At 64.8% G+C, this 19,688-nt stretch carries 21 protein-coding genes; 10 read left to right on the plus strand and 11 right to left on the minus strand.

The genetic code is table 11. From position 1 onward, the window contains the following. Positions 1-19: 19 nt before the first annotated feature. The 3 genes from LG047_RS17240 to LG047_RS17250 all read right to left on the minus strand — a co-directional run bounded on the left by LG047_RS17240 (position 20) and on the right by LG047_RS17250 (position 2,004). The gene (locus tag LG047_RS17240) at positions 20-172 is read right to left on the minus strand and encodes a hypothetical protein (RefSeq protein ID WP_227967964.1); all 153 of its coding nucleotides are present in this window, start codon (positions 170-172) and stop codon (positions 20-22) included. Positions 173-292: 120 nt separating this feature from the next. Next, on the minus strand, positions 293-1,423 hold the full coding sequence (gene recF / locus LG047_RS17245; RefSeq protein ID WP_227967965.1) for a DNA replication/repair protein RecF: 1,131 nt from the start codon (positions 1,421-1,423) through the stop codon (positions 293-295). 41 nt (positions 1,424-1,464) lie between these two features. Then, positions 1,465-2,004: a DUF3124 domain-containing protein gene (locus LG047_RS17250; protein ID WP_227967966.1), complete on the minus strand. Its 540-nt coding sequence runs from the start codon at positions 2,002-2,004 to the stop codon at positions 1,465-1,467. A gap of 91 nt (positions 2,005-2,095) precedes the next feature. On the opposite strand from LG047_RS17250, the gene LG047_RS17255 reads away from it, so the two are divergent. From LG047_RS17255 to dnaA, 7 genes are all read left to right on the plus strand, one after another. Further along, complete coding sequence (locus tag LG047_RS17255) at positions 2,096-3,838, plus strand: cation:proton antiporter (RefSeq protein ID WP_227967967.1); 1,743 nt, start codon at positions 2,096-2,098, stop codon at positions 3,836-3,838. 72 nt (positions 3,839-3,910) lie between these two features. Next, complete coding sequence (gene coaBC / locus LG047_RS17260; protein WP_227967968.1) at positions 3,911-5,191, plus strand: bifunctional phosphopantothenoylcysteine decarboxylase/phosphopantothenate--cysteine ligase CoaBC; 1,281 nt, start codon at positions 3,911-3,913, stop codon at positions 5,189-5,191. Continuing rightward, positions 5,188-5,655, plus strand: a complete 468-nt coding sequence (gene dut, locus LG047_RS17265) for a dUTP diphosphatase (protein ID WP_036286527.1) — start codon at positions 5,188-5,190, stop codon at positions 5,653-5,655. Before coaBC ends, dut begins: the two co-directional genes overlap by 4 nt. Continuing rightward, positions 5,652-6,095, plus strand: coding sequence for an Rrf2 family transcriptional regulator (locus tag LG047_RS17270; protein ID WP_227967969.1), 444 nt, complete (start codon positions 5,652-5,654; stop codon positions 6,093-6,095). The genes dut and LG047_RS17270 overlap by 4 nt, the downstream gene beginning before the upstream one ends. 35 nt (positions 6,096-6,130) lie before the next feature. After that, complete coding sequence (locus tag LG047_RS17275; protein ID WP_227968523.1) at positions 6,131-6,904, plus strand: enoyl-CoA hydratase; 774 nt, start codon at positions 6,131-6,133, stop codon at positions 6,902-6,904. Positions 6,905-7,027: 123 nt separating this feature from the next. Then, on the plus strand, positions 7,028-7,300 hold the full coding sequence (rpsT, locus tag LG047_RS17280) for a 30S ribosomal protein S20 (protein WP_036286531.1): 273 nt from the start codon (positions 7,028-7,030) through the stop codon (positions 7,298-7,300). Between the two features lie 961 nt (positions 7,301-8,261). Beyond that, complete coding sequence (gene dnaA, locus LG047_RS17285) at positions 8,262-9,764, plus strand: chromosomal replication initiator protein DnaA (RefSeq protein ID WP_227967970.1); 1,503 nt, start codon at positions 8,262-8,264, stop codon at positions 9,762-9,764. 8 nt (positions 9,765-9,772) lie between these two features. Here dnaA and LG047_RS17290 read toward each other — a convergent pair whose 3' ends face one another. Continuing rightward, on the minus strand, positions 9,773-10,858 hold the full coding sequence (locus LG047_RS17290) for a polyamine ABC transporter substrate-binding protein (RefSeq protein WP_227967971.1): 1,086 nt from the start codon (positions 10,856-10,858) through the stop codon (positions 9,773-9,775). A 126-nt stretch (positions 10,859-10,984) separates the two neighbouring features. Here LG047_RS17290 and LG047_RS17295 point away from each other — a divergent pair, with 126 nt between their 5' ends. Next, entirely contained in the window at positions 10,985-11,440 is a 456-nt protein-coding gene (locus LG047_RS17295) for an MmcB family DNA repair protein (protein ID WP_227967972.1), read from the plus strand. Between the two features lie 96 nt (positions 11,441-11,536). On the opposite strand, the gene LG047_RS17300 is transcribed toward LG047_RS17295, so the two are convergent. The 7 genes from LG047_RS17300 to yajC are packed head-to-tail and all read right to left on the minus strand — an operon-like array spanning position 11,537 to position 18,068. Then, positions 11,537-12,133: an ActR/PrrA/RegA family redox response regulator transcription factor gene (locus LG047_RS17300; protein ID WP_227968524.1), complete on the minus strand. Its 597-nt coding sequence runs from the start codon at positions 12,131-12,133 to the stop codon at positions 11,537-11,539. A gap of 50 nt (positions 12,134-12,183) precedes the next feature. Continuing rightward, positions 12,184-13,563, minus strand: coding sequence for an ActS/PrrB/RegB family redox-sensitive histidine kinase (locus tag LG047_RS17305; RefSeq protein WP_227967973.1), 1,380 nt, complete (start codon positions 13,561-13,563; stop codon positions 12,184-12,186). A gap of 30 nt (positions 13,564-13,593) precedes the next feature. After that, complete coding sequence (locus tag LG047_RS17310) at positions 13,594-14,406, minus strand: squalene/phytoene synthase family protein (protein ID WP_227967974.1); 813 nt, start codon at positions 14,404-14,406, stop codon at positions 13,594-13,596. After that, positions 14,406-14,780, minus strand: a complete 375-nt coding sequence (locus LG047_RS17315) for an Mth938-like domain-containing protein (RefSeq protein ID WP_036280190.1) — start codon at positions 14,778-14,780, stop codon at positions 14,406-14,408. Before LG047_RS17315 ends, LG047_RS17310 begins: the two co-directional genes overlap by 1 nt. 17 nt (positions 14,781-14,797) lie before the next feature. Then, positions 14,798-15,898, minus strand: a complete 1,101-nt coding sequence (gene secF / locus LG047_RS17320) for a protein translocase subunit SecF (RefSeq protein WP_227967975.1) — start codon at positions 15,896-15,898, stop codon at positions 14,798-14,800. Between the two features lie 15 nt (positions 15,899-15,913). After that, the gene (secD, locus tag LG047_RS17325; RefSeq protein WP_227967976.1) at positions 15,914-17,506 is read right to left on the minus strand and encodes a protein translocase subunit SecD; all 1,593 of its coding nucleotides are present in this window, start codon (positions 17,504-17,506) and stop codon (positions 15,914-15,916) included. Between the two features lie 43 nt (positions 17,507-17,549). Next, complete coding sequence (yajC, locus tag LG047_RS17330; protein WP_227967977.1) at positions 17,550-18,068, minus strand: preprotein translocase subunit YajC; 519 nt, start codon at positions 18,066-18,068, stop codon at positions 17,550-17,552. 368 nt (positions 18,069-18,436) lie between these two features. Here yajC and LG047_RS17335 point away from each other — a divergent pair, with 368 nt between their 5' ends. Together LG047_RS17335 and LG047_RS17340 are read left to right on the plus strand one after the other, a co-directional pair. After that, a complete protein-coding gene (locus LG047_RS17335) occupies positions 18,437-18,718 on the plus strand; it encodes a hypothetical protein (protein WP_227968539.1) in 282 nt (93 codons plus the stop codon). Positions 18,719-19,021: 303 nt separating this feature from the next. Beyond that, positions 19,022-19,609 (plus strand): hypothetical protein, encoded by a 588-nt coding sequence (locus tag LG047_RS17340; protein WP_227967978.1) that lies wholly within the window; start codon positions 19,022-19,024, stop codon positions 19,607-19,609. Positions 19,610-19,688: the final 79 nt, after the last annotated feature.

The raw sequence follows: 19,688 nt of genomic DNA on the forward strand, positions 1-19,688 counted from the left end.
GCGAATGCGCGGCCGGCGTCTAGCCAAGCAGCCTGTGAATAATCCAGCCCGCGAGGAGCGCCATCGACGTCGTGAAGACGGCCATTCCCGCCCAGACGGAAAATCCGGTGACGGCGCCGCCCTCCTTGAAGGTGTTGCGCAGGGATTTTCCAAGGATGACCCAAGGGGCCATGATTCCAATGATAATCGCGATCCAGTGCCAGCCCATCGACGCCCCCGATTTTGCCGGTCGCATATCATATCGCGCAGAACCGCGTCGATCATGACGCAACCGCTATTGCGTAATCCGTGATCAGACCCGCTCGATTCGGCCCGGCGTCACCTGCAACATCTCCGCGCGCCCTTGCAGCGACGCAAACAGCAGCGGGTCCGCGCCCGTCATCCACACCTGGCCGCCGAGCGATTCGAGCTCGTCGAACAGCGCCTCGCGCCGCTTCACGTCGAAATGCGCGGCGACCTCGTCGAGCAGCAGAAGCGGGGCCTTTCCCGTCATGGCCGTGACGAGGCGGGCGTGAGCGAGCGTGAGGCCCATCAGCAGTGCTTTCTGTTCGCCGGTGGAGCAGTCGCGCGCCGCCTCGTTCTTGGGGCCGTGGCGCACGGCGAGGTCGCTGGTCTGCGGGCCGGTGAGCGTGCGGCCGGCGGCGGCGTCGCGACGGCGCGTCGCGGCCAGCATTTCACGAAAGCGATCCTCGACGGCGAGCGCGGGCGCTTCCGCCAGCATGGTCTCTATCTCGCCCTCTATGGCGATTTCCGCCCATGGGAAGGGACTTTCGCCCCCGCTCGCGATGAGAGCAGAGAGTCGCGAGACGGTCTCGCGCCGCGCGGCCGCCGCCGCCACGCCGATTGAGGCGATTTCCTGTTCCGCGGCGTCCAGCCAGCGGCGGTCGGAGACGCCTTCCTCCAGCAGCCGGTTGCGGTTGCGAAGCGCGCGTTCGAGCCTGTTGACACGTGCGCCGTGATCGGCGTCGACGCCGAGCGCGAGACGGTCGAGAAAGCGCCGCCGTTCCCCCGCCGGTCCGGCGAAAAGACCGTCCATCGCGGGCGTGAGCCATAGCACGCGGATATGGTCCGCAAAGGCGCGCGCGGAGCCGATCGGCGCCCGGTCGATGCGAAAACGTCTCTCGCCGTCTTCCGTCAGCCCATGGCCGAGCTGCGTCGTGACGCCGCCCGTTTCGATCTCGATCGAGACCGCAAAACCGCCTGCGCCGTCCCGACGCGCGCATTCGGCGAGTTCGGCGCGGCGAAGGCCGCGGCCGGGAGAGAACATCGACAGCGCTTCGAGCACATTGGTCTTGCCGGCGCCGTTCTCGCCCGAGAGCGCGACCAGCCGCGCCTCGATGTCGCAGCGCGCCTGCGCATAGGAGCGAAAGTCGGAAAGCGTCAGCCGCCGCACGAGCGGCGCGGGGGGAGCGGCGCGGGTCATTGCGTCCGCTTTGCCACGACCGGCCGGCCGGGGCCAGCGGATCATTGGGGGCGCGAAACCTTCCGTCCGGCGGAGAGGAAGCTGAAACTGTGCGTGCCGACGAAGGACGCCATGACCGCCTCGATGACGGGATCGTCCGCGCCGTCGGGCGTGGACCAGTCGATGGTGAAGCTTGCGCCCGTTCCGCCGCGCACGTCGTCCTGAGCGATGACCACCTGTAGCGAGCCATAAGGCTTCAGATAGATCGGATCGGACAGGTAGTTTTCGATCAGTTCGCCCGAGCCGTTGCGGTATTCGATCTTCTCGACCGCGAGGACATTCGTGGCCGAGGTGTTGTGGATCGACAACGCCCCCGAGAAGTTGAGGCGCGTGACGCCCCCCTGGCCGATGAGCGTCGAGTGCAGCGGCACGAAGGTGCGCCCGCGACTGGCCATTTTCTGCGCCGGCGCGGGAGCCGTGGCGTCGGGACTGACGATGACGGGCTGGGGCGCCGGCTGACGCGCCTGCGCGGGGCCGGGCGCAGGGAGCGCGACGGCGACAAGGCCGAGCGCGAGAATTCGCAGCCATAGGCTCGCCGACATTGCGCGCACCGTCTGTTTTGAACTAAGGCGTATGGACGCCGGACGGCGACCCCGCAAACATTATCACCTTGTTGCGAAAGGTCTAAACGAAATGTCGTTCGCCACCGCGGAATTTCGGGAAGCCGTGGTTTTCCTAGGCGCCGCGGGCCTGGTGGTGCCGGCGATCAACCGTTTGAACGTCAGCCCTCCACTCGGCTTTCTCCTGATCGGGCTGCTCGTCAGCCCCTATGGCCTGGGGCGCCTCGCGGAGACGCATCCCTGGCTGGAGGCGCTGGTGATCGAGGACCAGAAGGCGGTTCACTTCGCCGCCGATTTTGGCGTGGTCTTTCTTCTGTTCATGATCGGTCTCGAACTGTCGCTCGAACGGTTGCGGTCGATGTGGCGCCTCGTCTTTCTCCTCGGCGGCGCGCAGGTGCTGATCTCGGCTGTCGTCATCGCGACAATCGCGGTCTTTTTCGGTTTCCGCTTCGACATCGCGGTCGTTTTCGGATGCGCCCTGTCGCTTTCCTCGACCGCCATCATCATGCATCTTCTGACCGAAAGCGGCCGGCTGGGAACATCCGTCGGGCAGACCAGTTTCGGCATCCTGCTGTTTCAGGATCTCGCCGTGGTGCCGATCCTGTTCGTGGTGGGGGCCTTCGCTCTCGACACTGGCGCGGTCGTCGCCGAGATGGTCTCCGCCGTCGGCAAGGCTGTCCTCGTTATCTGCCTGATCCTCGGGCTCGGCCGACTCGTCGCGCGGCCCCTGTTCAGGACTGTCGCGAGCACGGGAAGCCGCGAGCTTTTTCTGGCCGTCGTCCTTCTCACGATAATCGGCGCCGCGGTGGCGACGGAGGCCGCGGGGCTGTCGGCGGCGCTCGGCGCTTTTCTGGCGGGGCTGCTTCTCGCGGACACCGAATACCACCACCGCATCGCAATCGACATCGAGCCGTTCAAGGGACTCCTGCTCGGCGTGTTCTTCGTCTCCGTCGGCCTGAGCATCGACCTCGCGGAGATCGTCGCGGAGCCGGCGCGGATATTGACGGCGGCCTTCGGCCTGATCTTCGTGAAGGCGCTCATCGTTTATGCGCTCGCCCGCTTCGCGGGAAAAGAGTCCGGCGTCGCTCTGGAGATCGCGATGCTCCTCGGACCGGGCGGCGAATTCGCTTTCGTCGTCGCCGACATGTCCTTGACGACCGGCGTCTTCTACGAGGACACGGCGCAGTTCATGCTGATCATCGTCAGCATCACCATGGCGATGGCTCCCTTGCTGGCCATGGCCGCGCGGCGGCTCGCCGCCTATTTCGGCGCGTCCGGAGTGGCGACAGAAACATTCGCCGATTACCCGGACCAGATTTCCGGCCATGTCATCGTCGTCGGCTATGGACGCGTGGGGCAGGAGATCGGTCAGCTGCTCGACAGCCAGAGGATCCCGCATGTCGCTATCGACCTGGACGCGCTCCGGGTCGCGGCGCTGCGCGAGGCGGGGCTGGCGATCTATCACGGCGACGCGCGACAATATGAAATTCTGGAGCGCCTCGGCGTGCGCAGCGCCGCCGCGCTGGTCGTCACCATGGACGATCCCAAGACCGCGCTCCAGACCGTGATCTCGGCGCATCGAGATTGGCCCAAATTGCCGATCTATGCGCGCGTGCGCGACGCCGTTCATGCGAATGCGTTTCTCGACGCCGGCGCGAAAGAGGTGATCCTGGAGGCTCGGGAGGGGGCGCTTCAGCTCGGCGAGACCGTCCTCGTCGGCGTCGGTCTGCCGGAGGACGCCGCCCGCGACCTCGTGGCGGAGCGACGCGCGATCCTCCAGATGGCGCGGCCGAACGCTGGCGCTGCCGTTCTATAGGACCGGCGCGACGCTTTGGCCTTGCCGGTAAAATCTGTATTCTCCCGCGCGCAGCGAGCGGGGGAGCGGCGCGTGGCGGATTCCGGTGCAACACATAGGCTTGTCGGCAAGCGCATTTTGCTCATCGTCGGCGGCGGGATCGCGGCGTACAAGTCGCTCGATCTCGTGCGGCGGCTGCGCGAGCGCGGCGCGCGCGTCCGCGTGGTGATGACCGCCGCCGCGAAAGAATTCGTCACGCCGCTCGCTTTCGTCAGCCTCACGAACGAAAAGGTTTACGACAATCTCTTTTCGTCCACCGACGAGCAGGAGATGGGCCATATCCAGCTTTCGCGCGAGGCCGATCTGATCGTCGTCGCGCCTGCGACCGCGCATCTCATCGCGCGCGCCGCGCGGGGCCTGTGCGACGACCTCGCAACGACGCTGCTGCTCGCCACCGACAAGCGCGCGCTTTATGCGCCGGCGATGAATGTGCGCATGTGGCTGCATCCGGCGACGCAGCGAAACGTCGCGGCGCTGCACGCCGACGGCGCCTGGTTCGTCGGGCCGAATGCGGGCGAGATGGCCTGCGGCGAATATGGTCCCGGCCGCATGAGCGAGCCGTTGGAAATCGTCGCGGCGATTGAAGCGGCCTTGGCGCAGGAAACGCGCCTGCCTTTGCCCGAGGGCGTGACCCGGCGCGGCGCGGAAGGTCCGCTTGCGGGCCGCCATGTGATCGTCACGTCGGGCCCCACGCATGAGGCGATAGACCCCGTGCGCTATATCGCCAATCGCTCCTCCGGCAAGCAGGGCCACGCCATTGCCGCCGCGGCTGCGACCGCGGGCGCGCGCGTGACGCTTGTCTCCGGTCCGGTGCGTATCCCGGATCCACAGGGCTGCGAGACCATTCACGTCGAGAGCGCGCGCGAAATGTTCGAGGCCGTGCGGAGGGCCATGCCGGCGGATGTCTTCATCGGCGCGGCCGCGGTCGCGGACTGGCGCGTGGAGGCGGCGGCGCATAAGATCAAGAAAGAGCAGGGGGCGGCGGCGCCGGTTTTCACGCTCGTCGAAAATCCCGACATTCTTGCAAGCGTCGCGCGCGGGGAAAGCCGTCCGCGCCTCGTCGTGGGGTTTGCGGCCGAGACGCGCGACGTGATCGTCCATGCGCGCGACAAGCTTGCGCGAAAGGGCTGCGATCTCATCGTCGCCAATGACGTCGGCGAAGGGACGGGCACATTCGGCGGCGAGACCAATGAAGCGCATCTCGTGACGCGCGAGGGCGTCGAAAGCTGGCCGCGCATGGGCAAGGAGGCGGTGGCGGAACGTCTCGTCGCGCGCCTTGCCGACATTCTTTCGCAAAGCGAGGCGAAGTCATGAAAGTAACGATCCGTCGGCTCACCCATGGCGAAGGCCTGCCGACGCCCGCCTACGCCAGCGCCGGCGCCGCGGGGCTCGATCTCTACGCCGCGCTTCCGGCGGGGCAGAAGCTGGTGCTGGAGCCCGGCGCGCGCGATCTGATCCCGACCGGGATCTCCATCGCCCTGCCGCCGGCCCATGAGGCGCAATTGCGCCCGCGCTCCGGGCTTGCCGTCGAATTCGGCGTCACGGTGCTCAATTCGCCGGGCACGATCGACAGCGACTATCGCGGAGAGATCAAGGCGCTGCTGATCAATCACGGCGGTCAGCCATTCGAGATCACGCGCGGCATGCGCATCGCGCAACTCGTCATCGCGCCCGTCTCGCATGCCACGCTCATCGAGACGACCGAGGAACTCGACGAGACGGCGCGCGGCGCCGGCGGCTTCGGCTCCACGGGATTCGGCGGAGCCGGCGAAGAATGAGGCTTCTGCCGCGTCCCGCGCGTTTCGCGCTGATGGCGGCGCTCGACGTCGCCCTGCACGCGCGCGGACGCCCGGTCCCGTCCAAAGAGCTTGCGGCGCGGCACGACCTGCCGCCGCGCCGGCTGGAGACGCTGCTGCAGGCGCTCGTTCGCGCCGGAATATTAAAGAGCGTGCGCGGCCCGGCCGGCGGTTATGAGCTGGCGCGCGAGCGGCGCCGACTTTGCGTCGGCGAAATCGTGCGCGTCGCCCTGCGCGCGGAGGAAGAGGATGAGACCCAGTCGCCGGCCCTGCTCGCCGCAGTGCTGGAGCCTGTGATCGCTCAGGCCGAGGAAAGCGCGCTGGCGCGACTCGACGAGATCACGCTCGAGGATTTGTACGCGCGCGCCATTGCGCAGGGGTTCGGCGAAAGGCGGGACGCGCGCGGCGATTTCGATATATGAAGCGCCCCGAAGCGCTCGTGAACAAGGAGGCCGGCGTGAGCTACGAGACAATAGAAACCGAGACGCATGGACGCGTCGCCCTGGTGCGGCTCAACCGCCCGCAGGCGCTCAACGCGCTCAATGCGCAGCTCATCGCCGAGCTCGACGCCGCGCTGATGGCCTTCGACGCCGATGACGGAATTGGCTGCGTGGTGCTGACCGGCTCCGAGAAAGCCTTCGCCGCCGGCGCCGACATCAAGGAGATGAAGGACAAGTCCTTCGTCGACGCTTTCCTCGGCGACTTCATCGGCCGCTGGGACGCCGTCGCGCGGGCCCGCAAGCCGATCATCGCCGCCGTCTCGGGATTTGCGCTGGGCGGCGGCTGCGAGCTGGCGATGATGTGCGACTTTATATTGGCGGCGGACACGGCGACCTTCGGCCAGCCGGAGATCAAGCTCGGGGTGATTCCCGGCGCCGGCGGCACCCAGCGCCTCACCCGGGCGATCGGCAAGGCCAAGGCGATGGACCTGGTGCTGACCGGCCGGATGATGGGCGCCGAGGAAGCGGAGCGGGCGGGGCTCGTCGCCCGAATCGTGCCGGCCGCCGACCTCGTCGCCGAGGCGCTGAAGGCGGGCGCGGCGATCGCCGGCATGCCCCTTCCGGCCGTGATTGCGGCCAAGGAAGCCGTGAATAAGGCCTTCGAGACGACGCTCGCGGAGGGCGTGAAATTCGAGCGCCGCCTGTTCTACGGGCTTTTCGCGACAGAAGATCAGAAGGAAGGCATGGCCGCCTTCGTGGAGAAGCGGAAGCCTGCGTTCAAGAACCGCTAGGGAACGCCATTGACGAGAGCCCTGACCCACGCTTATAACCCGCCCGACTTGGCCGCGAATTCGCGGCCGCAACGGTTTTCGGCGCCCATCGGTCGCCCCCGCACCCTCGAGGATAGATAGAACATGGCCAATACCAGTTCGGCCAAAAAAGCCGTTCGCAAGATCGAGCGCCGCACGGCGGTCAACCGCGCTCGTCGCAGCCGCATGCGCACCTTCGTGCGCAAGGTGGAGGAGGCGCTCGCCGCCGGCGACGCGACGCTCGCCTCCGACGCGCTGCAGAACGCCGTGCCGGAAATGATGCGCGCCGCTCAAAAGGGCGTCATTCACAAGAACACCGCCTCGCGCAAAGTGTCGCGTCTGACAGCCCGCGTGAAGGCGCTGTCCGCAAAGGCATAGATCAGCGCCTGCATAAGCGGGTCATGATCTTGGCGCTCGTAACGGCGTCACCTTCGTAATATTCAAAAGGCCCGGCTTCGCCGGGCCTTTTTGCATTCGCTGTTCACTCGATTTGAAGCGATGCACATCGATGACACAGCGATTAATTTTTTTTCGCGCAGAAATCGCGCGCACTCGAAAAGCCCCCGATTCAAGCTCTTGTAACCAAGCCGCCGGGACCGGTCCGCCTCGCCCCACTTGACAGGATTTGTCAGCATTGGTCCTTGATCCAGAAGCTTGGCCGTATACAATTTCAGATGCGCGCGAGGCGCATTTTTTAATGAGCGATGAATCATCAGCTTACAATGCGAATGATGCAAAAATCTGAATTTCGGTCAGCGGAAGCGCGATGAAAGAATGTCGCATCGTCGATGAGCGTCGTTGCGCGAATGGGGTCGCGAGTGTAGTTTCATATCCGTCGAACGAAAGCGGTCGGCGTCGAAACACAAACCTGGGACGGAGCGCAAATGGAGCGACGACTTGTCGATATCCAGCTTCGAAATTTCTCGGTCTTGACGCCTAATCGCATTCCTACCCGTTCGATCTGAATTCAAGTGATCTGTTCGCAAGGGCGTAAGTAAGCGTGCGTAACCTGGCGAAGCGCAGAGCTCCGGAACCTTCACGGTTTCGGAAACTGGGGGTTTGTCATGACTGATCGACTGCTAGCCAAGATCGTGGGCGAAGCGTTGGAATCGCGTACAAACTCTGTGGGGCATGCAACCGCGCCGACTTCGGAATTGAATTGCTCGAGCGGAATGGCTTCGGCCGATTCCGGCGGTTTTCCACTAGGTCCGCCGCAAAAATAAGACGGCGTTAAACGCCCGTAAGGGCGTCATCTGAGAAACAAAAACTTCGAACGAACGTGCGAGGGGCGTTGTGCGTCGCGCGTTCCGTGTCGCAATTTTTCATGAGAAGGCCACATATGTCGGATCATCGCGAAGTTTCGGTTGGCGGCGGAATTTCGGTCGAAGACCAGTCCCGTTGGGAGCGCGTGAGACAAAGGCTGCGCGCAGAACTCGGCGACGCGGTATACAACTCCTGGTTCACGCGGCTCGAACTGGAGCGCGTCGACGACAAGTCGATGCATCTCACCGTGCCGACGAAATTTCTCAAGAGCTGGGTGCAGTCGCATTACGCGCCGCGCATCAAGGCGCGCGTGGCGAATGAATTCGCGGCGGTGGAGCGCGTCGTCATCGACGTGCGCTCGTCAGCGCGCAAAGCGAAAGTGCGCGAAGGCGCCGCGGAGCACGAAAACAACGCGCCTGCGTCGCTTTTCGCAGACAAGGCGTCGCCGGCGCCATCACAGGAATCTATCGACGGGGCCGCGTCCGTTCGACGCGCTGCGCGTTCTGCGCCGCGAACGGACAATGAAACCTTCATCGGTTCGCCGCTCGATCGTCGTCTGTCATTCTCGACATTCCTCGTCGGTCCGTCGAACCAGCTTGCTTACGCCGCCGCCTGTCGCGTGGCGGAGGCGCGTCCCGGCGATGCGCCGATCTTCAATCCTCTCTATGCCCATGCGGCGGTCGGCCTCGGCAAGACGCATCTTCTGCAGGCCCTCGCGCATGCGTCGAACGACAATCGTCGTCGCGCGATCTATCTCACCGCCGAGCGCTTCATGAGCGGCTTCGTGTCTTCGCTCAACGCGCAGACGTCGATTGCATTCAAGGAGCGTCTGCGGGCGATCGACATGCTGATCATCGACGATGTGCAGTTCTTGCAGGGCAAGTCGATTCAGCAGGAGTTTTGCCACACGCTCAACGCGCTGATCGACGCGGGCCGCCAGGTTGTCGTCGCCGCTGATCGTCCGCCGTCCGAACTCGAGACGCTCGACGAACGCGTGCTGTCGCGATTCAAAGGCGGGCTGTGCGTGGACATCGGTCCGCTCGACGAGTCGCTGCGGATGAAAATGCTGAACGCGCGCATCGCCGCCGCGCAGGAGTCGCAGCCGGGATTTCACGTGCCGCCGGAGGTTGTCGCCTATGTCGCGCGCACGATCGTCACAAACGGCCGCGACCTCGAGGGCGCCGTCAATCGACTGCTTGCGCATGTGACCCTGAACGGCGCGCCGCTGACGATCGAAACAGCCGAGACGGCGATCCGCGATCTCGTGCGTTCGCAGGATCCCAGGCGGGTCAAGATCGACGACATCCAGAAGCTCGTCGCGAGTCATTACAATATCTCGCGCGCGGATATTTTGTCGTCGCGCCGGACAGCCAATGTCGTGCGTCCGCGTCAGATCGCAATGTATCTGTCGAAGGTGATGACTTTGCGTTCGCTGCCCGAGATCGGCCGTCGCTTCGGCGGACGCGATCACACGACCGTGCTGCATGCGGTGAGAAAGATCGAGGAGCTTGTGTCCAAGGACAAGAGCCTTGCCGAAGTCATCGAGCTGCTCAAGCGGATCCTCAGCGAGCAGGTGTAAACTGCTCGCTACTTGCCCGTCTTCACCATTGTCCATAGCCGCGTCATCAGCTTCTGTGCAGGCTGATCGGCGGCGGTGACGGTGAACAGACGGCGCATCGTCGCTTCATTGGGATAGATCGACGGATCGTCGGCGATCGATTTGTCGATCAGCGCGCGCGATGGCCCGACGCCATTGGCGAAATTCGTCGCATTGGTGTTGCGCGCGGCGACATCGGGACGCAGCAGATAGTCGATGAATAGATAGGCTTCGTTGAGATGCGGCGCGTCTTTCGGGATCGCGAGATTGTCGAGCGACATCAGCGTGCCTTCGGCGGGCACGACATAGGCGATGTCCACGTCGGCGCCGGCTTCGCGCGCGCGGTTGCGCGCCTGCAGGCTGTCGCCCGCCCAGCCGATGGCAAGACAGATGTCCCCATTCGCCAGCGCATTGATATATTCGGATGAGTGAAATTTCTTCACATATCTGCGCAATGGCGCGAGGAAATCCGCGGCGCGGCGCAGATCGTCGGGATTTTTGGAGTTCGGATCGAGCTTCAGCATGTTGAGCGCGATCGAGAACATGTCCTCGGGACTGTCGAGCACATAGACGCCGCAGTCGGCGAATTTTTTCAGCGCCTCAGGACGCAGCACCTGCTCCCAGCTCGTGATCGGCTTGCCGATGCGCTGCTGAATTTTCGCGACATTGTAGGCAATGCCGGTCGTGTACCACATGTAGTTGATGGCGTGCGCGCTGCCCGGATCGTAGCGCGAAAGCTTGCCGTCGATCTCCGGCCAAATATTTGCTGCGTTGGCCAGACGCCTGCGATCGATCGGCTGCAACACGCCGGCCTTTATCTGGCGCTGCAGGAATGTCGCCGAGGGCACGACGATGTCATAGCCCGTATCGCCGGCAAGGAGCCGAGCCTCGAGCATCTCGTTGGAGTCATAAGTGTCATAGATGACCTTGACGCCGGTTTCCCGGGTGAAATCCTCTAGCACGCCCGGGTCGATGTAGTCGCTCCAGTTGAAAATATTGACGACGCGCTCCGCGCCGGAGGCGGGGATAGCGACGCCAGCGATTGAGAACACCAGGACGGCGAGCAGTTTCTTCATGCGGCGGGCCAGTTGCGGGAATGCGGCTGGTCGCCGCGAGATAACCGGCGAAGATTACCACGCTTGCCGGCGATTTGGCGACGCGCCATGCTGGCCGTTCACCGCTTCGCAGATGGAGAGAAAGGGATGGAGTCTTCCGAGCTCCTCAATTCACGCCCCGAGATGACGCGCTGCGTCACGCGCGGCGCGCGGCGCTATCTTCGCGCATGCGGCTTTGCGGTGATCGCCGAATTGCCCCTGCCGAACGGGCATCGCGCCGATCTCGTCGCCCTTTCCCCGGATGGCGGGTTGCGAATTGTCGAGGTCAAGTCGAGCTACGCCGACTTTCGCGCCGACTCGAAATGGACCCGCTACCGCGATTATTGCGACCGATTCTATTTCGCGATTCCGATGGAGCTGGACGCAGGGATTTTCCCGGCCGACGCCGGCCTCATCGTCGCCGACGCGCATGGCGGAATGCTTGAGCGCGAGGCGCCGGTCCTGCGGCTCGCGCCCGCGAGTCGTCGCGCCATGCTGGTTCGTTTCGGCGCGCACGCAGCCGAGCGCTATTGCGCGCTCGCCTTTCGGGATGAACAGTTCTGATCGACTGGAGCGCGATCAGGAAAAGCGCGCGCGGCATTCCGTCCGCACTCGCGACAACACATGCAAGAATGCGAACCCGGCAAATCCGGGTTCGCGTCAGCGTGGCGCGCGCTTGGCCAGAATGCGCTGGAGCGTGCGGCGATGCATGTTGAGCCGACGCGCCGTCTCCGAGACGTTGCGGTCGCAGGACTCGAATACGCGCTGGATGTGTTCCCAGCGCACGCGATCCGCCGACATCGGATTTTCCTGCGCGTCCGGCTTGTCGATCTGCGTCGCCATCAGCGCATGATAGATTTCGTCGGCGTCGGCGGGTTTCGCGAGATAGTCGAAAGCGCCGAGCTTCACGGCCGTCACGGCCGTGGCGATGTTGCCGTAGCCTGTCAGAATGATGCCGCGCGCCTCCGGACGCGACGCCTTCAGTTTGGAAATCACGTCGAGGCCGTTGCCGTCGGCGAGGCGCATGTCGATGATGGCGAAGGCGGGCGGCGAGGATTCGAGCGCCGCAAGCCCTTCGGCGACCGTTTCGCATGGCGTCACGACAAAACCGCGCGACTCCATTGCGCGTGTCAGGCGCGTCAGGAACGGCTTGTCGTCGTCGAGGATCAGCAGCGAGCGGTCGTCCGGCAACGCCGGCGTCGCCAGCTCTTCCGAGGTGACGGAATTATCCGTCGTGTCGTGGTCGAGGTCGCTCATGTCTTCCCGGGCTGTCTCTGACATTTTTCCCAACCTGATAATTATCAAATCTACTTTACCGGCTTCGCTGTGTCGATCATAGCGGTTTCGTTGGATTGACCGGATCCTGACTTTGCCTTGGCCGGAATGATTTCGAGCGCGGACCGGGGCCACACGACCCTGACGACGGCGCCCGTTCGCGGCGGTGAAACATTTGTGGTCTCCACCGTCGCGCCGGAGCGCTCCAGCAGCGTCTTGGCGATGAAGAGGCCAAGACCAAGGCCAGACTCCGCCTCATTCTTCGTCCGCCGTTCGGTCGGCCGTCCGCGCAGATAGGGGTCGCCCAGCCGGTCTAGGATCGCTGGCGAGAATCCGGGTCCGTCGTCCTCGATCGTTATGACGACCAGATCCTTCGTCCAGGCGGCGTCCACCCGCACGCGCGAGTCCGCGAAGTCGATGGCGTTTTCGACGAGATTTCCGAGTCCGTAGATGATTCCGGGATTTCGCGCGATGGCCGGAGGGCTCGAGGAGCCTCGTTTCGACACCTCCACCTTGACGCCAAATTCGCGCTGCGGCTCAATCACTTCCTCGATGAGCGTATCGATCGACTGCACGTTCATCATGCTGCCCTGGTCCTCGGCGCCCAGAGAGGCCAGTTTGGAGAGGATTTCGCGGCAACGCGCGGTTTCCTGGGCCAGCAGCGCGAGATCGTCGCGCAATTCCGGCGCGGCGCCGGTCGCGCTCTTTTGCAGCTCCTTGACGATCAGCGTGATGGTGGCGAGCGGCGTACCGAGCTCATGCGCCGCCGCCGCCGCCAGCCCGTCGAGCTGCGAGAGATGCTGCTCGCGCTCGAGCACGAGTTCGGTGGCGGCGAGGGCGGTGGCGAGCAGGCGCGATTCGTCCGAGACGCGCTGCGCATAGATGGCGATGAACGCCGCGCTGAGCGCGAGCGCCGCCCAGATGCTCGCGCGATAAAGGATCGGGAAGGACAGCTTCTCGTTCTCGTACCAGGGCAGCGGCATGTATTCGACGGTCAGAAAGGTCGCGACGGCGAGCATCGAGATGCCGAGGAGAAGCGTCAGATTGCGCGGCAGAGACACGGCCGAAATCGTCACCGGCGCAAGGAACAGCATCGCGAAGCCGTTGGTGAGGCCGCCGGTCAGATAAAGCAGAAAGCCGAGCTGGATGATGTCGTAGCCCAGCAGCACCGCCGCTTCGAGGTCTCCCAGACGAAAGCTGCGCGACGTGCCGTAGCGCAGGCCGAAGTTCAGTGTCGCCGAGGCGACGATGAAGACGAAGCAGAGACCGACCGGAAAATCGAAGCCCAGGAAGTAATAGACGGTGACGAGCGCAATGGTCTGGCCGGTGATCGCGATCCAGCGAAGGAATATCAGCGTATCGAGGCGCAAGCGGCGCGCATCGTCGTCATAGGCGTCACGGGCGGGGGCCATCGCATTTATCCTGTCAGTCGAGGCGCCTCATCAAAGCCCGACGCCGCGGGCGGCGCGCCAGAGCCGCCATTGCCGGCGCAACGGCGAGGGCTCCGCCGCTGTGCGCATCGGATCGTAATCCTTTCGCGCCATCCGCTCCAGAAAAAGCGGAACCGTCGCGGCCGGCAGCAGGGCCTCGCGGCCAGCGGAGAGGGTGGCGGCTTCGCGGCGCGCCTCGTCGTAATGCGCGCGCGCCGTCGACCGCAGCTCGGCGAGCGCAGCCCGCAGGCCGGGCGAATCGGCGTGAACATCGGCGTGATGACGCGCAAGAACGTCCAGAGGGACAAAAGCGCCCGCCGGCGCGCGCAGAACGCGCGTAAGGCCGAGCGCGACGCCTGCCTCCTCGAATGCGCGGGACGCCGGCGCGCCGAGAATCCGCGCCGCCCAGCGCATCGGCCCGGCGACCGTCGCGCGACAATAGTCTTCGAGCGCCTCGAGCGTGGGCATCGGGTCGTCGTAGAGATCGAAAGCATGCGCGTCGGCCAGCGCAACGAATTCTTCGCGGGGCAGGGCGAATTGCGCAATCGTGTCGAGCAGCGCGTCGGCGATCGGATGGGCGCGCGCGCCTTCGCCGGTCGCCGCTTCGGTCGTCAGCGCGTCCGTCCACCAGCGCAGCCGCATCTCGCCGAGCAGCGGCTGTGTGACCTTGGCGCGCACGTCTCGCGCCTCGATCGCGAAGGCGTAAATGGCGTGAATATACTGGCGCGCGGGCTGCGGCGCGAAAAGGCAGGCGAGCCAGAGATCCCTGTCGCGCTCCCGCAGCAGCGCTTCACACTGGGCGTAATGCTCCTGCGCGGCGGCCATCAGACGGCGATCAGCAGCGCGCCGACCCGGCGGCCTTCGTCGAGCAGCATGTTGTAGGTGCGGACCGCCGCTCCTGTCGCCATGGACTCGCAGCCGACGCCCGCGTCGCGCAATCTGGCCCGGAGTGCGGAGGCGAGCGGCGCCAGATCCTTGCCCGTGCCGACGATGAAAATGTCGAGCCCCCCCGAATCGGACAGGGCGAAGTCGATCGTCGCGGCGTCTATGTCTTTCCAGTCCGTCGCCGCAATCGCCCTTATGCCGGTGGGCAGCGCGAGGATCGAGCCGCGATGCGACATATCGGCGAAGCGAAAGCCGCCGTTGCCGTAATCCTCGATCCTGTGTCGGCCAGGGACATAGCCCTGAGCGGCTGTCATGGCGCGTCTCGCGGCGATCAGCCCTGCTTCGGCCGGTTGCGCCGCGGCCCGGACTTCGATCCACCCTTCGACGCGGCGGATTTCGGCGCGGCGCGCCTGGGCGCCGGCGCGGCTGGGACGGGCGCGTCGCCGACGTCGTCATACATTGACACGAAGGATTCCGGCTGAAGCTCGATCTCCTGCTCCGGCTCGGCTTCCGGCTTCTGCTTCCTGTCAGCGTCCTCGTTGCGCAGGCCGAGATAGATCAGCATCGGCGAGCAGATGAAGATCGAGGAATAGGTCGCGACGAAAATGCCCCAGATCATCGCGAGCGAGAAGGATCGGATCACCTGTCCGCCGAAGATGACGAGCGACAGAAGGGCGAGCATAACTGTCGTCGCGGTCATGATCGTGCGCGGCAGAACGGCGTTGATCGACATGTCGATCATCTGCGCCGTCGCCATCTTCTTGTATTTGCGCATGTTCTCGCGAATACGGTCGAGAACGACGACGGTCTCGTTCAGCGAATAGCCGACAATTGTGAGAATCGCGGCGATCGAGGTCGTGTTGAATTCGAGTTGCGTGATCGAGAAGAAGCCGACCGTCAGCAGCAGGTCGTGCATCGTCGCGATGACCGCGCCGATGGCGAACTGCCACTCGAAGCGGAACCAGAGATAGGTCAGCACCGCGATGATCGACAGGACGACGCCGAGCGTGCCGGACTGCACGAGTTCGTTCGAGACGCGCGGGCCAACGACCTCGACGCGGCGCAGGTCGTAATCGGCGCCGACGGCGGCGCGCACGCGCTCCACCGCTTCCTGCTGTTTGGCGGGTTCGCCCTGTCCCTGCAGGCCGAAGCGCAGGGTGGCGTCGGCGGGGTTGCCGAAGGCCTGCACCTCGATGTCTCCGAGTTTCAGGCTCTCGCCGAGCGTGCGCAACGTGCCGACTTCCGCAGCGCCCGACTTGGCGCGCAGCTCGATGACCGTGCCGCCGGCGAAGTCGATGCCGAAGTTCATGCCCTTGAACACGAAGAGCGCGACGGCGATCAGCGACAGCACCGCCGAGAAGGGATAGCTCACGCGCCGGAAGCGCATGAAGGGGAATTTGGTGTTCTCCGGGGCGAGGCGCAGGAGTTTCATCGTGGTTTCGCCCTTTTAAATCGGCAGCTTGGTCGGACGCGCGTAGTGATACCAGACGGCGATCATCATGCGCGTCATGGTCACGGCGGTGACGATGGTGGTGAGGATGCCGAGCGCAAGCGACACGGCGAAGCCGCGCACCGGGCCGGAGCCTAGGAAGTAGAGGATCGCCGCGGCGACGAACATGGTGACGTTCGAGTCCACGATGGTCGCGAAGGCCCGGTTGAAGCCTGCGTCGAGCGAGGCGAGGATCGAGCGCCCGGCGTGATTCTCTTCGCGGATGCGTTCGTAGATCAGCACGTTCGAGTCCACCGCCATGCCGATCGTGAGCACGATGCCGGCGATGCCGGGCAGCGTCAGCGTCGAGCCGAGCAGCACGAGGCCGGCGAAGATGAAGGCGATGTGCACGAAAAGCGCGAGATTGGCGAAGACGCCGAAGACGCCGTAGGTGATCAGCATGTAGACCACCACGAGGCCGGCGCCCACATAGGCGGCGCGCTTGCCGGCGTCGATCGAGTCCTGGCCGAGGCCGGGGCCGACCGTGCGCTCCTCGACGATGTTGAGCTTCGCGGGCAGGGCGCCGGCGCGCAGCAGGATCGAGAGATTATTGGCCTGTTCGACCGTGAAATGGCCGGAAATCTGGCCCGAGCCGCCGGTGATCGGCGTCAGGATGCGCGGCGCCGAAATCACCTTGTTGTCGAGAACGATGGCGAAGAGGCGGCCGACGTTCTTCGAAGTGACCTCGCCGAACTTCTGCGCGCCGCGGATGTTGAAGCGGAAATTCACGACCGGCTCGCCGCTACGTTGCTGGTCGAAGCCCGGCTGGGCGTCGGTGAGGTCCTCGCCCTGGACCATGACCTGCTTCTCGATCGCGATCTTGCCTTCCTGATCGGTCTGCTCGAGCTCCTCGGTCTCCGCCGGGTTCTGCCCCGGTTCGGCGACGAGGCGGAATTCGAGTTTCGCGGTCTGGCCGAGGATCGTCTTCAGCTGCTCGGGGTCCTGAAGACCGGGCACCTGGACGAGGATGCGGTCGTCGCCCTGGCGCTGGATCGACGCCTCGCGCGTGCCGAGCGCGTCGACGCGGCGGCGAATGACCTCGATCGACTGATCGACCGCGCGGCGCAGCTTGTCGGTCACGCCGACGTCGGTGACGGCGATGCGAATCAGGCCGTCCGCCGATTCCTCAACGTCGAGCGGCGACGGGCCGCCGACGAGACGCGAGCTGAAGCTGTTCCTCAGCTGCCGGAATTTGGGAAGAACCTTCTCGCGGTCGGCGGCGTCCGCGATGCGCACCTGCACGCCGCGCGCCGTCGCGCCGATGCCGCCGGTGATCGCCACCTTCTCCTCGCGAAGAATGCGCCGGACGTCGTCGCGCAGGTTCCTGACCAGCGTGCTCATGACGTCCGGCCTGTCGACCTCGAGCATCACATGCGACCCGCCCTGCAAATCTAGGCCGAGGACGATCTTCGGCGGCTCCAGCCAGGACGGCAGCCGCGACTTCAAGGCCTCGTAATTCGATGGCGACAGCATGCTCGGCGCCACCACGAGGACGGCGGCGAGCGTCATCGCCACGATGGCAATGAATTTCCAGGTCGAGAATCGCAGCATCGTGTCGCTATTCTGTCAGAGTGATCGGGATTTTCCCGAAAAATCAGGATTTGGCTTTCGTGTCCGACGACCTCGCGGCCTTGCCGGACGCGGGCTTGGCCTCCGCGGCGGGCTTGGGCGCCGGCGCCGGAGCCTCCTTCACGGGCTCGCCCTTGGCGCGCACTTCGGCGATCGCCGTGCGGAGGAGGCGGACGCGGACGTTGGGAGCGATTTCGACCTCGACTTCGGCGTCGTCGATCGCGCGAGTCACCTTGCAGACGACGCCGCCGGTCGTGACGATCGTGTCGCCGCGGCGGACGTTGCGCAGCGCGGCCAGCTGCTCTTTCTCGCGGCGCGCGCGGGGGCGGATGACGAGGATGTAGACGATGCCCATCACGACGAAGATCGGGATGAGCTGAGCCATGAGGTCGGGCAGCGAGGGCGGCTGGTTCGGGTCGGGCTGGCCCGGGACCGCTGTTCCAGTTTGGGTGTTCGCGGTCGGAGACGTCGGCGGCGTCGGCGCGGCGGGGGCGGTCGGGGCGGGCTGTTCGGCTTGCGCCATGGCGTCCGGTATCAATTTCATCGCAGCGTCTCTTTTGGTCGGAGCGCGACGCGCGCGGCGGGCGTCGGGCAGGCGTCGGAACGGGCGCGGACTATAGCCGCTCACTTGCCGAAAGCAATGCCGGATGGCGCTGTTCCGCGAATGGCGCGCGGCGCGGTCGCGGATGGATGCGCATGAGAATTAATCGTTACGGAAAAGAAAGGTAATGCTTTAGCTTGTATTTGGGGAACGCCAGCGCGTGCGGAGAGTTGTCATGTTGCCGTGGCGGAAGCGTTTTGGCCGCAAATCGTGATCGGGGCGTGCGCCCGCTCACAGCGGAGGGGCGTGCGGGCCGAGTAGATGTGGCGTGCTCACGGATGTGCGTGTGAGCAAGTTTCTGGAGGAGTAACATGTTGCTTAAGAAGGTTTCTTGCGCGGCTCTCGTGGCCGGCGCCCTGATGTCGTCAGGGCCGGCGTTCGCCGGCGGCTGGCATGGCGGCGGCTGGCATGGGGGCGGTGGTTGGCACGGTGGTCACGGCGGCTGGCACGGCGGCGGTTGGGGGCATCATGGCGGCTGGGGCTGGGGCCGCCCCGGCTGGCGCGGCGGCGGCTGGGGCTGGGGCGGGACCTATGGCGGATACCGCGGCGGCTGCTGGCGCTGGTGGTATGGTCAGTGGGTTTGGGTTTGCTGATTACACAAAAGGGTTCGCCACTTCGTCTTCGTGAAGTGAGTATTCCCCTCCCCAGCGATTTTAGTTAATCGCTGGGGCTGGCAATTTTTACTATTATTTCCCATCAGTAATTTTTCTTAAGCATGTATTTGACAGAGGATCTGATGAATAAATATTTAAAATTTTATGAATTTTTCGAAGTTTAAGCTTGACCATTCGTTGACAATTCGTTGACAGTCAATGCGCTCGAGCGGGCGCAGGGACAATGTCGCGGCCCCGGCGAGTTCGAAGCCCTTAAAGGGCGGGCAGCAGGGGGGTAGAATAATGAAAAGCGTATTGTGTATCGGAATGGCGCTCGCATTATGCGCGGCGGCCCCAGTCGAGTCTTTCGCTCAGAACTGGCAACGAGGTAATCGCGGCGGCGGCCGCCCGGTCGGGTCCGGCAACACGTCGAACAGCACAGCCAATGACGTCGCCACCGGTGTGGGTCTTGGCCTCGGCGCACTCGCTGTCGGGGCGGCGCTACTGAATGGCGGCGGCGGTCATCGCCATCATGACGGCCACAGGGGCGACGGCTACCGGGGCGGTGGAGAATATGGCTACCGTGGCGACGGCTACCGCGGGGGCGGATATGGCCACCGCAACCACGGTGGTTACGGCGCATATGGCGGCGGCTACAATGGCGGCGGCTATCACAATTCCTACGTCCGCGGCGGGACAGGGCCCAGCCGTCCCTTGCGGGACTGGGAAGTGCCCAGGCCCGGTTCAGGTCGAATTACTCAAGCTCCGGCGTCCTACGCCGCCAGCGAGGGGTGGACCGGGTGCCGTAATTGGACCAACCGCTTCAGGGAGCCCTTCCAGCGCTGCTGCTCGATCCGGGGCGGCATCCGCTCCTGCTACGACCATTATTGACGGATTTCAGCGCCGCCGCGCTCTGGAGGCCCGAAGCTCGATTGCTCGATCGCTCGGCGGCGCCAACTGAAGGAGCCGG

Origin of the sequence: Methylocystis sp. WRRC1 (genome assembly GCF_020733155.1) — a bacterium.
Lineage (GTDB): Bacteria > Pseudomonadota > Alphaproteobacteria > Rhizobiales > Beijerinckiaceae > Methylocystis.

What these genes read in the sequence shown, in the direction of transcription:
- LG047_RS17315 (WP_036280190.1), bottom strand. Translation starts at nt 14,780, where the DNA reads ATGACAGCCGCTCAGGGCTATGTCCCTGGCCGACACAGGATCGAGGAT.
- LG047_RS17290 (WP_227967971.1), bottom strand. Translation starts at nt 10,858, where the DNA reads ATGAAGAAACTGCTCGCCGTCCTGGTGTTCTCAATCGCTGGCGTCGCT.
- LG047_RS17340 (WP_227967978.1), top strand. Translation starts at nt 19,022, where the DNA reads ATGAAAAGCGTATTGTGTATCGGAATGGCGCTCGCATTATGCGCGGCG.
- LG047_RS17255 (WP_227967967.1), top strand. Translation starts at nt 2,096, where the DNA reads ATGTCGTTCGCCACCGCGGAATTTCGGGAAGCCGTGGTTTTCCTAGGC.
- LG047_RS17300 (WP_227968524.1), bottom strand. Translation starts at nt 12,133, where the DNA reads ATGAGCGACCTCGACCACGACACGACGGATAATTCCGTCACCTCGGAA.
- dnaA (WP_227967970.1), top strand. Translation starts at nt 8,262, where the DNA reads ATGTCGGATCATCGCGAAGTTTCGGTTGGCGGCGGAATTTCGGTCGAA.
- LG047_RS17270 (WP_227967969.1), top strand. Translation starts at nt 5,652, where the DNA reads ATGAGGCTTCTGCCGCGTCCCGCGCGTTTCGCGCTGATGGCGGCGCTC.
- LG047_RS17335 (WP_227968539.1), top strand. Translation starts at nt 18,437, where the DNA reads ATGTTGCTTAAGAAGGTTTCTTGCGCGGCTCTCGTGGCCGGCGCCCTG.
- LG047_RS17295 (WP_227967972.1), top strand. Translation starts at nt 10,985, where the DNA reads ATGGAGTCTTCCGAGCTCCTCAATTCACGCCCCGAGATGACGCGCTGC.
- secF (WP_227967975.1), bottom strand. Translation starts at nt 15,898, where the DNA reads ATGAAACTCCTGCGCCTCGCCCCGGAGAACACCAAATTCCCCTTCATG.
- LG047_RS17305 (WP_227967973.1), bottom strand. Translation starts at nt 13,563, where the DNA reads ATGGCCCCCGCCCGTGACGCCTATGACGACGATGCGCGCCGCTTGCGC.
- LG047_RS17240 (WP_227967964.1), bottom strand. Translation starts at nt 172, where the DNA reads ATGGCCCCTTGGGTCATCCTTGGAAAATCCCTGCGCAACACCTTCAAG.
- dut (WP_036286527.1), top strand. Translation starts at nt 5,188, where the DNA reads ATGAAAGTAACGATCCGTCGGCTCACCCATGGCGAAGGCCTGCCGACG.
- LG047_RS17310 (WP_227967974.1), bottom strand. Translation starts at nt 14,406, where the DNA reads ATGGCCGCCGCGCAGGAGCATTACGCCCAGTGTGAAGCGCTGCTGCGG.
- secD (WP_227967976.1), bottom strand. Translation starts at nt 17,506, where the DNA reads ATGCTGCGATTCTCGACCTGGAAATTCATTGCCATCGTGGCGATGACG.
- rpsT (WP_036286531.1), top strand. Translation starts at nt 7,028, where the DNA reads ATGGCCAATACCAGTTCGGCCAAAAAAGCCGTTCGCAAGATCGAGCGC.
- recF (WP_227967965.1), bottom strand. Translation starts at nt 1,423, where the DNA reads ATGACCCGCGCCGCTCCCCCCGCGCCGCTCGTGCGGCGGCTGACGCTT.
- yajC (WP_227967977.1), bottom strand. Translation starts at nt 18,068, where the DNA reads ATGAAATTGATACCGGACGCCATGGCGCAAGCCGAACAGCCCGCCCCG.
- LG047_RS17250 (WP_227967966.1), bottom strand. Translation starts at nt 2,004, where the DNA reads ATGTCGGCGAGCCTATGGCTGCGAATTCTCGCGCTCGGCCTTGTCGCC.